Source organism: Zavarzinia marina, from assembly GCF_021568905.1.
Taxonomy (GTDB): domain Bacteria; phylum Pseudomonadota; class Alphaproteobacteria; order Zavarziniales; family Zavarziniaceae; genus Zavarzinia; species Zavarzinia marina.
The window spans coordinates 288,160-300,429 of record NZ_JAKGSB010000002.1 but is presented as its reverse complement, the minus strand read 5'-3'; the positions used below and the strand labels follow the sequence as shown (position 1 = coordinate 300,429).

Here is a 12,270-nt window from a genome sequence, read left to right as displayed (position 1 = left end):
ACCTGCTATGTCGCCCCGTCCGGTCGAGGGGCGGTCGGGGCGGGATCAGGCGATGTCGTCGACCTCGTTCGGCGACAGCTTGCCGGGAACCAGGGTGATCGGCACCCTGAGGCCGCCCGACAACTGCCCGGCAAGGGCGGAAACCAGCGGGCCCGGCCCCTCGCTGCCGGTGCCGGCGCCGAGGACCAGGATGCGGATCGACGGATCCTCGTCGATCAGGGACAGGAGCTCTTCCTTGCGCACGCCCTCGCGGATGATCAGCTCGGGGATCAGGCCGGCGATCTTGTGCACGTCGTCCGCCAGATCGTGAAGGATTGCCTCCGCTTCCTCGCGCGCTTCCTCGCGCATGATCTGGCGCATGCCCAGCCATTGCGGCATGTCCGAGGGTTCTATGACGTAGAGAAGGGCGACCATGCCCTTGGTCTTCAGGGCGCGGCGCGCGGCATAGCGCAGGGCCAGCCGCGATTCGGGCGTGTTGTCGACGACGACGAGGAACTTGCGCATGGTGTCGATCCGGCGCGTCTCGCCGCCCTCGGGAAGGGGCGCCTCGGTTTGGGGCGGCATGGCGGTCGTGTCTTCCGGCTGTGAAGCGTCCAGGCCCGAATGGTGCCATCGCCGGCGCCGATTTGTCGAGTTTCCTACTTCTCCAGGATGGACGTGATCTCGCGCAGCTGCGTTCGCGCCCGCAGCAGGAAGAAGCCCTGGGCCGCCAGGTGATTGGGCATGAGCTGGCCGTCGAGCGCGCCATTCCAGACGATCCAGGGCGACAGCCCCGCGACCTCGCCGAAGCTCGCCGTCGCCTCGTCCCAGATGGGGCCGAGGCCCCGCTCGTCGACCAGGGCGCCGAAGTCCCGGCGGAGCCCCTTGAGCAGCATGTGGTAGCCATAGGCCGTGCCCTTCACCCGATAGAACAGGTCGTCGCAGGTGAAGTCGAAGGGATTGCCGCTCTGGTCGCGGATCTGGCGGTCGATCGCGGCGGAGAGCGAACCGACGTCGAGCGCGATGCGGCTGATCACCGCCTGGAGATTGTCCGCGCGCTTGTCGTAGACCGCCTTGCCGGCGGCGACATTGGCGTTGTAGGCGCGCAGCGCCTTGATGCCCTTGCGGTACTGGGCTTCGGAGGTCGCGGTCGGCAGGATCGAGGTCGAAAGATCGAAGACCCATTTGGTGCCCGAATACTGCAGCGTGCTCAGCGCCTCGCCCAGGTCCTTGTCGACCTCGCCCGAGCCGCGCACCCGGCCCAACTGGTCGCGCAGTTCGATGGTGAAGGTGGCGACGGCGTCGACGATGCCCTGCTGGAAGTTGGGCATGTTGTCGAGCGCGCCCGACGGCAGGAAGAAGGGATCATTGGCGACCCAGCGGTTCTGGTTCACCTCGCGGTCGACCAGGGCGGCGGCGACGGCCACCGCCTGGCTGCCGCCTTCGGGAACGGCTGATGTTGCAGGCGCGAAGGAAAGGTCGTCGTCGATCTCGTGAACGATCAGCATGCCGATCGGGTAATAGAGCAGAAGGATGGCCGCGATCAGGCCGCCCGCCAGACGCCACAGCCACGGCCGGCGCCACCGGCTCGTGCCGCGCTCTCCTTCGAAGACCTTGCTGGCGGGCATGGCATCCTCCTGTTTTCAGTTCTGGTGCGGAAAGTATCGCGGCCGAACATTGGCCCACGGAGACCTATCCGAGCAAGCTATTCCTGATGTAACGCAATTGGTCTATGCAACTCTTCTCTTGATTGTTACATTACTGCGCCGTCTTATGTGACGACTCGGGTCGGGTTCCGTTTCGGCGGTGCCGCCGGGCAAAAGGTTCGGCCGGTATTGCGTCGGGAACCGATGTTGCGTGGCTTGGGTCGTTCCGGTCGGCCGTGTAGACGCTCTCGGGCGTGTTTCATGCAAGTCCTGGCGCACCAATGGTGCGCTCACCTTTCAACACAGCGCACCCGCCGGTGCGCCAAGGTCCCGCACAAACTCCCAGGGACGTGACAGGGGGCACGAACAAATGGCCGCAAAAGGCAAGACCGCGATCGCGGGGCCGGCGCATCCGGGCGCCAGCATCGCCGAGACCGTGCTCGAGAAGCTGGGCCTGACACAGGACCAGCTGGCGAAGCTGACCGGCGTCTCGCGCCGGACCATCAACCAGCTCGTCAACTTCCGCCGCAACCTGACCGCCGACATGGCGTTGCGCATCGCCAAGGTGACGGGGACCGATGCCCGCGAATGGCTGGAACAGCAGATCGCCTACGACCTGCACCAGACCGAGCAGGCGCTGTCCAAGATCCTGTCGAAGATCCCGCACGCGTCGTCGGCGGCCAAGGCGCTGAAGGCCGCCGCCAAGCCGAAGGCCGAGCCGAAGAAGCCGGCCCCGAAGAAGGCCGCCGCCGAAAAGGCCCCGGCTCCGGCGAAGGCCGCGCCGAAGAAGGCCGCCGCCAAGAAGGCGGAGCCGAAGAAGGCCGAGGTGAAGAAGGTCGAAGTGAAGAAGGCGGAGCCGAAGAAGGCCGCGCCGAAGAAGGCGGCCCCGAAGAAGGCCGAAGCGCCGAAGAAGGCCGAGGCTCCGGCCAAGGCCGCGCCGAAGAAGGCCGCCGCCAAGAAGGCGGCCCCCGCCGCCGCCGCGCCGGCCGCCGCGCCGGCCCCGGTGAAGGCCGCCGCGCCGGCGAAGAAGAAGGCCGCGCCGAAGAAGGCGGCCAAGAAGAAGTAACGCCAAGGGCGCGCCGGTCGATCGCCGGCGCGCCCTCGTTCTTCCGGATTCCGTTCGCCGAGCGTCCGGCGTCGGCTTCAGACGAAGCCGACGATCCGCTTCGTTTCCGCCAGGATGGGGGCGGCGATCTCGTTCGCCCGTTCGGCGCCCCGATGCAGGATCGCGTCGATATGGCCGGGATCGGCCATCAGGCGGCGCATCTCGGCCGTCAGCGGACCCAGCCGATCGACCGCCCGTTCGGTCATCTCCTTCTTGAAGTCCGAGAACTGACGCTCGGCGAAGGCCGCGACCACATCCGCCACCGTCTCGTCGCCGAGGGCGGCGTGGATGGCGTAGAGGTTGCGCGCCTCGGGCCGTCCTTCCAGTTCTTCGACCGAGGCGGGCAGGGCCGCGGGATCGGTCTTGGCGCGGCGGATCTTCTGGGCGATGTCGTCGGCGCTGTCGGTCAGGTTGATGCGCGACTGGTCCGAGGCGTCGGACTTCGACATCTTCTTGGTGCCGTCGCGCAGTGACATGACGCGCGTCGCCTCGCCCAGGATCAGGGGCTCCGGCGCCGGGAAATGTTCGACGCCATAGTCGAAGTTGAACTTCTGGGCGATGTCGCGGGCCAGCTCCAGATGCTGCTTCTGATCCTCGCCCACGGGCACATGGGTCGCCTGATAGGCGAGAATGTCCGCCGCCATCAGGTTCGGATAGGCGAAGAGGCCGACCGAGGCGTTCTCCCGGTCCTTGCCCGCCTTCTCCTTGAACTGGGTCATGCGGTTCAGCCAGCCCATGCGGGCGACGCAGTTGAAGATCCAGGCGGTCTCGGCATGGGACGGGACGCGGGACTGGTTGAACAGGATCGATCCTTCGGGGTCGATGCCGGCGGCGATCAGGCTGGCCGTCACCTCGCGCGTCGCGCGGGTCAGGTCGGCCGGGTCCTGCCAGACGGTGATCGCATGCATGTCGACGACGCAATAGATGCATTCGTAGTCGGCCTGGAGCTTCACCCAGTTGCGGATGGCGCCCAGGTAATTGCCGAGGTGCAGGTTGCCGGTCGGTTGGACGCCGGAAAAGACGCGGGGTTTCGCCATGATGCCGATGCTCTCTCGCTGAATCCGGCCCCTTATGGCGCCGGACCGCGCGCCGGTCAACCGCGCCGCCCTCAACCCGACCGGGGCGGACGGCCCCGGACGAGGAGGCGCCTCAGATCGTCGCGGTTGACGCCGCCGAAGCCGAGCGCGGCCGCCAGATAGACCAGGCCGCCGCCGGCGACCAGCGCCAGCAGGCTGCCCGCGCGCCACAGGATGTCCCGCTCGAACAGGGGGCGGAGCTGCCATTCGAGGGCGAGCAGGGCCGCCGCCATCACCACGGTCGCGGCAAGCAGGCGCAGCGCGCGCGACAGCAGCCGGACGTCGGGTTTGAAGTGGCCGCGCTTGTGCAGGATATACATGAGCTGGGCCATGTGGCCCCAGGCGGCGACGGTGGAGGCAAGCGCGAGACCCGCCTGCTGCAGCGACCACATGGCCGCCAGCGCGACACCCAGGTTGACCACCAGGGCGACGAAGCCGATGACCACCGGCGTGCGCGTATCCTCCCGCGCGTGGAAGGCCGGGGTGAACACCTTTACCGCCGTGAAGGCCGGCAGCCCGAGGCCGAGGATGCCGAGGGCGCGGGCCGTCTCCACCGTGTCGTGGGCGGTGAAGGCGCCGCGCTGGAACAGGACGCCGATGATCGTCTCCGGAATCGCGGCCAGCGCGGCCGCCGCCGGCAGGGTCAGCAGCAGCGCCCCTTCGAGCGCGCGATTCTGGGTGGCGACGGCCTGGGTGGTCTCGCCCCGCGCCAGTTGCGCCGAGAGCACGGGCAGCAGCGCGGTCGAAATGGCGATGCCGATCACCGCCAGCGGCAATTGGTTCAGCCGGTCGGCGTAGAAGAGATAGGACACGGTCCCTTCCGGCAGCATGGAGGCCAGGATCATGTCGATCAGGACATTGACCTGATAGACCCCGGCGCCCAGCATCGCCGGCGCCAGCAGCTTGAAGAAGCGCCGGATCTCCGGCCCGAAGCGCGGCAGATGCAGGCGCAGTTCGAAGCCGCTGCGCTGCATGTGGACCGCCAGCCAGATGAATTGCACGATCCCCGCCAGGGTCACCGCGATCGCCTGGGTATGGGCGACGTCGAGGTATCGCACGGGGATCAGCAGGCCGGCGATCAGCACCAGGTTCATCATGATCGGCGTCGCCGCCGGCGCCGCGAACTTGTGATGCGCGTTCAGGATCGCGCCCTGCAGCGAAACGAGGCTGATATAGGCGAGATAGGGAAAGGCGAGGCGTGTGAGGTCGACCGCCAGGGCGTATTTCTCGGGATCCTCGGAAAAGCCCGGCGCCAGCACATGCATCGCCTGCGGCATGAAGATCATGAACAGGGTGACCACGGTCACCAGGGTCGCGGTCAGCAGGCTGGCGATCTCGCCCGCGAAGCGCGATGCCTTCCGCTCCCCGTCGGGCCCTGCCAGGATCCGCGAATAGAGCGGCACGAAGGCGGCATTGAAGGCCCCTTCGGCGAACAGCGAGCGCAGGAAATTGGGCAGGCGGAAGGCGACCATGAAGGCGTCCGCCGCCATGCCGGCGCCCAGAATCGCGGCGAACAGCGTGTCGCGCACGAAGCCGAGGACACGGCTGGCCATCGTATAGCCGCCGATGGTGGCGACGGAGCGCAGCAGGGCCATGGCCGGCGTGCCTCAGCGGCCGGTGGCGCTGCGCCTTGCGGTGCGTGTTCCGCCTTCGGCCGCGGCACTCGGCGCCGGCTTCGGGGCCAGCACGTCCGTCAGCCGGCGCTCGATCGCCTTCAGCTTGCCGCCGTGGCGGATCTTGTGGCCGAACAGGTCGGAGACATAGAAGACGTCGACCGCGCGCTCGCCATAGGTCGCGACCTGGGCCGAGCGGATGGTCAGGTTCAGGGCGAAGAGGGCGCGGGTCAGCTCGAACAGCAGGCCGGTCCGGTCGCGGCCGTTGACCTCGATCACCGTCAGCTTGGTCGCCGCGTTGTTGTCGATCAGCACGCGGGGCACGACCTTGAAGGCCGAGGTCCGCTTCGAAGGCGCCGCCTGGCGCGCCAGCACCTCGCGCGGGCGGACCCGGCCCATCAGCACCTGTTCGATTGTGGTCGACAGTTTGGCCAGCCGCTCCGGCCGGTCGAACGGGCCGCCGTCCGCGTCCTGGATGGTGAAGACGTCCAGCACCATGCCGTCGTTCGTCGTGAAGATCTTGGCGTCTACGACGGTGGCGCCGCAGACCGAGATCGCCCCGGTGACGCGGGCGAAGAGACCGGGATGGTCGGCGGTATAGAGCGTGACCTCGGTCACCGCGTTGAAGCGGTCGATGCGGGTCGCGAGGGTCAGGGGGGCTTCCTCGCGGTCCGCCTCGCGCATCAGGCGGGCGTGGCGCGCGGCACAGGGCGCCGGCGTCGACAGGAAATAGGATTCGGCGCTGCGCTTGAAGAAGGCGTCGATGTCCGCCTTCTTCCAGTCCTTCAGGTGTTCCGCGATCTCCTTCTGGATGCCCGCCACCCGTTCCTTGCCGACGCTGACATGACCGCCCGACAGCAGCAGTTCCGCTTCGTAATAGAGCGTGCGCAGCAATTGTCCCTTCCAGCCGTTCCAGATGCCCGGCCCGACGGCGCGGATGTCGGCGACCGTCAGAACGTTCAGCAGGCGAAGCCGCTCGGGGCTCTGCACCACTTCGGCGAAATCATGGACGGTCTTGGGATCCGCCAGGTCCCGCTTGAAGGCGGTGTTGGACATCAGCAGGTGATAGCGCACCAGCCACGAGACGGTCTCGGTCTCGGCCGCGGTCAGGCCGAGACGCGGGCAGAGACGCATGGCGACCTCGGCCCCCAGCACCGAATGGTCGCCGCCCCGGCCCTTGGCGATGTCGTGAATGAGGACGGCGCAATAGAGCACCCGGCGCGACACGACCTTGTGGATGATCTCGCTCGCCAGGGGCAGATCCTTGGCGAGGTGGCCGGCCTCGATGTCGGCCAGGATGCCGATCGCCCGGATGGTGTGCTCGTCGACCGTATAGACATGGTACATGTCGTATTGCATCTGGGCGACGACGCGGCCGAAGTCGGGCACGAAGCGGCCGAACACGCCTGCCTCGTTCAGGCGCCTGAGCGCGGTTTCCGGATCCTTCTTGCTGGTCAGGATCGACAGGAACAGGGCATTGGCGGCGGGGTCGTTGCGAAGCGACGCATCGATCCGCTTCAGGCTGCGGGTGATCAGATGCAGGGCCTGGGGGTGGACGTCCAGCGCGTGGCGCTGCGCCACCTCGAACAGGCGGATCATGTCGATCGGCGCGCTCTCGAACTGGTCTTCCGTCGCGATGTTCAGGCGATCGCCCTCGCGCATGAAGCCCTCCAGGGCCTTGGCGCGGCGCGACAGGCGCAGCAGCTTCATCTTGGACGGGCGCCGCCGCGTGTCTTCCTCGAGGTTGGCGCAGAAGATCCGGGTGAGAACCCCGACGTCCTTGGCGAACAGGAAGTAATGCTTCATGAAGCGTTCGACGCCGCGCGTACCGGCATGATCGGTATAGTTCAGGCGCCGCGCCAGTTCGGGCTGGACGTCGAAGGTCAGGCGCTCCTCGGGCCGCCCGGTCAGGAAGTGCAGGTGACAGCGCACATTCCAGAGGAAACTCTCGGCCTTGATGAAGCGGCGGTATTCGTCGGCCGACAGCACGCCCTTGGCGACGAGATCCGCGACGTCCTCCACGCGGTGGACGTATTTCGCGATCCACCACAGGGTGTGGAGATCGCGCAGGCCGCCCTTGCCTTCCTTCACGTTGGGCTCGACCGTATAGCGCGAATCGCCGAGGCGCATATGGCGCTCGTCGCGTTCCTTCAGCTTCGCCTCGACGAAGGCGGCGCCGGTGCCGTTGACGACCTCGCGCCAGAAGCGGTCCTTCAATTCGTGGAACAGGGCCTGATCGCCCCACAGCCAGCGCATTTCGAGAAGCGAGGTGCAGATGGTGAAGTCCTGCCGGGCGAGACGCACGCAGTCGTCGACCGAACGGGTGGCATGGCCCACCTTCAGGCCCAGGTCCCACAGCAGGTAGAGCATGAATTCGATCACCTGCTCGTGCCAGGGCGTCTCCTTGTAGGGCAGCAGGAACAGGAGATCGACGTCGGACCCGGGCGCCAGTTCGCCGCGCCCGTAACCGCCCAGCGCGACGAGATCCAGGCGCTCGCCCGCCGTCGGGTTCATCACCGGATAGACATGGGCCAGCGTGAAATCGTGCAGCACGCGGATGATCTGGTCGACCAGATGGCAGAGGCCGGCGGCCGTCTCGCGGCCGTTCGCCTCGTCCATCTCCAGGCGGCGGCGGCATTCGGCGCGTCCGTCCGCCAGGGCCTGCTTCAGGGTCGCGACCACATGCGCCCGCAATGCATCCGGTCCCGGCTCGCCGGCGGCGAAGGACTCGAGCGAATCCATCAGCCCCTTACGGTCCACGATCGCACGGCGGTGCTTGACGACGATATCCATCGCTTCCTCGAGAGATTTCCTGCCCTATAGGTAGGGCATTCGGCCCCGCGCGTCGACATGCGAGGCACGCGCGGCGGGCGTGGCGGCCATGTCGGGTTGTGGCCGTTCCGCGCTTCTGGCATTTCTTGGCGGTTCACGGGCCGGGGACCGTCATGACCGAAACTTCAACGAAGGGGCGCCATGCCCTTCTGCGCCACCGCGACGGGCATCACGCCAAGGTCGGCTTCGAGGAACTCTTCTTCGATCTCGTCTATGTCTTCGCCGTGACGCAGCTCGCCCATGGGCTGGTGCATCACCTGTCGGTCATGGGCGCGCTCGAGACCCTGGTGCTCTGGTTCGCGGTCTGGCTCGGCTGGCAATATACCGCCTGGGTGACGAATTGGTTCGATCCCGAGACGCCGCGCATCCGGGCGCTCCTCTTCGTCACCATGCTCGTCGGCCTCGTCATGGGGGCCTCGATACCGGATGCCTTCGGCGATCGCGGCTTCATCTTCGCGGGTGCCTTCGTCCTGATGCAGGTGGGGCGCAGCGCCGTCGTGCTGGCCCATCTGCGCGGCCATGCGCTGTGGGACAATTACCTGCGGATCCTGATCTGGGGCCTGATCGCCGCCGCCTTCTGGATCGCCGGCGCCTTCGCCCATCACGAATGGCGCCTGGTGCTCTGGACCCTCGGCGTGCTCTGCGAATATGTCTCGCCCATGTTCGGCTTCCGCCTGCCCGGCCTCGGCCGCTCGCGGACGCGGGACTGGACCATCGAGGGCGGCCATCTGATCGAACGCTGCCACCTCTTCGTCATCGTCGCCCTGGGCGAGACGGTGCTCGCCACCGGCCTGCCCCTGTCGCGGGCCGAGGTCTGGGACGGGGCGACGGTGCTCGCCATGCTCGGCACCTTTCTCGGTACGCTCGTCCTGTGGTGGCTCTATTTCGGCACCTCCAGCAAGGATGCGATCGAGGTCATCACCAAGTCGGACGATCCGGGGCGGATCGGCGCCTATTACCACTATGTCCATGTCGTCATGATCGCGGGCATCATCGTCACCGCCGTCGGCAACGACCTGACCCTGGCCCATCCCCATGCGGTGGCGGACCTCGGCCAGGGCATCGCGATGATGGCGGGGCCGGCGATCTATCTCTTCGGCAGCACCCTCTACAAGAAGATGGTCTACGGCGTCGTGCCGCTGTCGCATATCGTCGGCATGGCCGGGCTGATCGCGCTGATCGCGATCCACCCTCTGGTCGACCTGCTGTCGATGAGCTGGATCGCTACCGTGGTCATGATCGCCATCTCGGTCTGGGAAGACCGCAAGCGCCGCTGCCTGCCGGCCGTGGCCTCAGCCGCCAGCCGATAGCGCCTTCAGGCGATAGAGCGCCTCCAGCGCCTCGCGCGGGGTCATGTCGTCCGGGGACAGGGCTTTCATCGCCTCCGCCAGAGCCGACGCGGCCGGATCGGCCAGGGCCGCTTTCGGTTTCGGCGCGAGGGCGGCGAAGAGGGGCAGATCGTCCGCAAGCGCCGCCATGTCGGGCCGGCCGCCCGCATTGCCGGCGGGGCCCGACTCGAGGCGGTGCAGCACGTCCTCGGCCCGGCCGATGACGGCGGGCGGCAGGCCGGCCAGCTTCGCCACCTGAATGCCGTAGGAGCGGTCGGCGGTGCCGCGCACGACTTCGTGAAGGAAGACGACGTCGCCCTTCCATTCGCGCACCTTGACCGTATGGGCCGCCACCTCGGCCAGGCGTTCCGCCAGCACCGTCAATTCGTGGTAATGGGTGGCGAAGAGGGCGCGGGCCCTGTTCACATCGTGCAGATGCTCGATCGCCGCCCAGGCGATGGACAGCCCGTCCCAGGTGGCCGTACCCCGGCCCAATTCGTCGAGGATGACGAGGCTGCGTTCCGTCGCCTGATTGAGGATCGCGGCGGCCTCGACCATCTCGACCATGAAGGTGGAACGCCCGCGCGCCAGATCGTCGGCGGCGCCCACGCGGCTGAACAGCCGGTCGACGGTGCCGATCAGGGCGGATGTTGCGGGCACGAAACTGCCGGCCTGGGCCATGACGGCGATCAGGGCGTTCTGCCGCAGGAAGGTCGATTTGCCGGCCATATTCGGACCGGTCAGCAGCCACAGCCTGTTGCCGGGGCCGAGGTCGCAGTCGTTGGCGACGAAATCGCCCTCCCGCCCCGGGCCGAAGCCGGCTTCGACCACCGGGTGGCGTCCGCCCTCGATCAGGAAGGCGGTGCCGTCCTCGACCTTCGGGCGGCAATAGCGGCGCTTCTCCGCCAGTTCGGCGAGGCCGGCGGCGACGTCGATCTCTGCGAGGCCCAGGGCCGCCTCGGCGACGGCGGCGGAAGCGGCGAGCACCTCGGCGACCAGCCCGTCGAAGATCTCCACTTCCATGGCCGTTGCCCGGTCGCCGGCGCGGGCGATGCGATCGGCGAGATCGCTCAATTCGACGGTGGTGAAACGGACCGCGCTGCCCAGCGTCTGGCGGTGGATGAAGCGATCGTCCGCCGCCAGCTTGTCGGCGTGAACCGGCGTCACCTCGATGTGATAGCCGAGGACATTGTTGTGCCGGACCTTCAGGCCGCCGACCCCGGTATCGCCGCGCAGCCGGCCTTCGAGGGCGGCGACGAGACGCCGGCCCTCGTCGCGCAGGCGCCGCTCGTCGTCCAGCGCGGCGGACCAGCCGGCGGCGACATAACCGCCGTCCCGGGCCAGCGCCGGCGGTTCGGCGATGAGCGCGGCGGTCAGTTTTTCCGCAAGCGCGGCGTGATTGCCGAGCCGGTCGAGCGATCGCGCCAGGCCTTCGGGCGGCGGGTTCAGATCGGCATGCAGGAACAGGGCGCCGACTTCCGGCAAGAGCGCGAGACCCTGGCCGACGGCGGCGAGGTCGCGCGGCCCGCCCCGCCCGAGCGCGAGCCGGGCCAGCGCGCGTTCGAGATCCGGCAGGCGGCGCAACAGGCTGCGCAGGCCCTGGCGCAGCCCGCCCTGGCGCAGCAGGTGGTCGACCATGTCGAGTCTCGTCTCGATCGCCGCGACCTCGGTCAGGGGGGCGGACAGCCATTGCTTCAGCAGGCGGGCGCCGGGGCCGGTTACCGTCTCGTCGACGATGGCGAGCAGGCTGCCGGTGCGCCCGCCGTCGGGGCCCTGGGTCAGTTCCAGGCTGCGCCGTGTCGCCGCGTCGATCGCCATGGTGGAACCGGCGGTGATGCGCCGGGGCGGGCGGAGCCGCGCCAGCCTGCCCTTCTGGGTCAGTTCGACATAGGCGAGAACGGCGCCCAGGGCCGAAAGCTCCGCCCGCCCGAAAGCGCCGAAACCATCGAGCGTGCCGACCCCGAAGACGTCGCGCAGACGCCGTTCGGCCGCCCCTGAATCGAAACGCGCGGCGGGCAGGGGCGACAGGCGGTCGTCATAGGCGCCGTCCAGGGCCTTCAGGGCGGGTTCGTCCAGGCGCCGGTCCGAGACCAGGAGTTCACCGGGCGAGAGCCGCGCCAGTTCGGCACCCAATTGCGCCGGCTGCACCGCGATGACTTCGAAGAGACCGGTCGAGACGTCGGCGACGGCGAGCGCCAGCCGCCCCTCCGCCCCGCCCAGCGCGGCGAGGAGATTGTTGCTGCGGGCATCCAGCAGGCTTTCCTCGGTCAGGGTGCCGGGGGTGACGATGCGCACCACCTCGCGCCGGACCAGGGTCTTGCCGGCGCGTTTCTTCGCTTCCGCCGGGTCTTCCGCCTGCTCGCAGATCGCGACCTTGAAACCCTTGCGGATGAGGCGCGAGAGATAGGCATCGGCGGCATGGACCGGCACGCCGCACATGGCGATGTCCTCGCCCTGATGCTTGCCCCTTTTTGTCAGGGTGATGTCGAGCGCGGCGGAGGCCAGTTCCGCATCCTCGAAGAACAATTCGTAGAAATCGCCCATGCGGTAGAACAGCAGGCAGCCGGGATGGGCGGCCTTGATGCCCAGATATTGCGCCATCATGGGGGTGGCGCCGGTCAGGTCGGGCGCGTCGGTGCTCGATTCGAGGGAAGCGGCGAGGTCGGACATGGCCCGGACTCTAGGCCCGGC

Annotated in this window: 8 protein-coding genes; 2 read left to right on the top strand and 6 right to left on the bottom strand. The window is 68.1% G+C overall.

The annotated features are described in order from the left end of the window. Positions 1 to 45: 45 nt before the first annotated feature. Positions 46 to 564 (bottom strand): universal stress protein, encoded by a 519-nt coding sequence (locus L2U69_RS07205; protein ID WP_236106113.1) that lies wholly within the window; start codon positions 562 to 564, stop codon positions 46 to 48. A gap of 74 nt (positions 565 to 638) precedes the next feature. Next, the gene (locus L2U69_RS07200) at positions 639 to 1,607 is read right to left on the bottom strand and encodes a DUF2333 family protein (RefSeq protein WP_236106112.1); all 969 of its coding nucleotides are present in this window, start codon (positions 1,605 to 1,607) and stop codon (positions 639 to 641) included. Between the two features lie 388 nt (positions 1,608 to 1,995). Between L2U69_RS07200 and L2U69_RS07195 the strand changes: the two genes are divergently transcribed. Further along, the gene (locus L2U69_RS07195) at positions 1,996 to 2,691 is read left to right on the top strand and encodes a HigA family addiction module antitoxin (RefSeq protein WP_236106111.1); all 696 of its coding nucleotides are present in this window, start codon (positions 1,996 to 1,998) and stop codon (positions 2,689 to 2,691) included. A gap of 77 nt (positions 2,692 to 2,768) precedes the next feature. Here the strand turns inward: L2U69_RS07195 and trpS are convergent, their stop codons facing one another. The 3 genes from trpS to L2U69_RS07180 form a co-directional block, all read right to left on the bottom strand. Continuing rightward, positions 2,769 to 3,767 carry a tryptophan--tRNA ligase gene (trpS, locus tag L2U69_RS07190; RefSeq protein ID WP_236106110.1) on the bottom strand — a complete coding sequence of 333 codons (999 nt, stop codon included), beginning with the start codon at positions 3,765 to 3,767 and terminating at the stop codon, positions 2,769 to 2,771. A gap of 71 nt (positions 3,768 to 3,838) precedes the next feature. Then, a complete protein-coding gene (murJ, locus tag L2U69_RS07185; RefSeq protein WP_236106109.1) occupies positions 3,839 to 5,401 on the bottom strand; it encodes a murein biosynthesis integral membrane protein MurJ in 1,563 nt (520 codons plus the stop codon). A 12-nt stretch (positions 5,402 to 5,413) separates the two neighbouring features. Then, positions 5,414 to 8,212 (bottom strand): [protein-PII] uridylyltransferase, encoded by a 2,799-nt coding sequence (locus L2U69_RS07180; RefSeq protein ID WP_236106108.1) that lies wholly within the window; start codon positions 8,210 to 8,212, stop codon positions 5,414 to 5,416. Between the two features lie 152 nt (positions 8,213 to 8,364). On the opposite strand from L2U69_RS07180, the gene L2U69_RS07175 reads away from it, so the two are divergent. Continuing rightward, a complete protein-coding gene (locus tag L2U69_RS07175) occupies positions 8,365 to 9,561 on the top strand; it encodes a low temperature requirement protein A (protein ID WP_236106107.1) in 1,197 nt (398 codons plus the stop codon). On the opposite strand, the gene mutS is transcribed toward L2U69_RS07175, so the two are convergent. Further along, positions 9,544 to 12,249 carry a DNA mismatch repair protein MutS gene (gene mutS, locus L2U69_RS07170; protein WP_236106106.1) on the bottom strand — a complete coding sequence of 902 codons (2,706 nt, stop codon included), beginning with the start codon at positions 12,247 to 12,249 and terminating at the stop codon, positions 9,544 to 9,546. The two genes, L2U69_RS07175 and mutS, sit on opposite strands and share 18 nt — an antisense overlap. Between the last annotated feature and the right edge of the window lie 21 nt (positions 12,250 to 12,270).

Bases quoted from the DNA above. Each gene is read 5' to 3' on its own strand.
- L2U69_RS07205 (WP_236106113.1), bottom strand. From the start codon at position 564: ATGCCGCCCCAAACCGAGGCGCCCCTTCCCGAGGGCGGCGAGACGCGC.
- L2U69_RS07200 (WP_236106112.1), bottom strand. From the start codon at position 1,607: ATGCCCGCCAGCAAGGTCTTCGAAGGAGAGCGCGGCACGAGCCGGTGG.
- L2U69_RS07195 (WP_236106111.1), top strand. From the start codon at position 1,996: ATGGCCGCAAAAGGCAAGACCGCGATCGCGGGGCCGGCGCATCCGGGC.
- trpS (WP_236106110.1), bottom strand. From the start codon at position 3,767: ATGGCGAAACCCCGCGTCTTTTCCGGCGTCCAACCGACCGGCAACCTG.
- murJ (WP_236106109.1), bottom strand. From the start codon at position 5,401: ATGGCCCTGCTGCGCTCCGTCGCCACCATCGGCGGCTATACGATGGCC.
- L2U69_RS07180 (WP_236106108.1), bottom strand. From the start codon at position 8,212: ATGGATATCGTCGTCAAGCACCGCCGTGCGATCGTGGACCGTAAGGGG.
- L2U69_RS07175 (WP_236106107.1), top strand. From the start codon at position 8,365: ATGACCGAAACTTCAACGAAGGGGCGCCATGCCCTTCTGCGCCACCGC.
- mutS (WP_236106106.1), bottom strand. From the start codon at position 12,249: ATGTCCGACCTCGCCGCTTCCCTCGAATCGAGCACCGACGCGCCCGAC.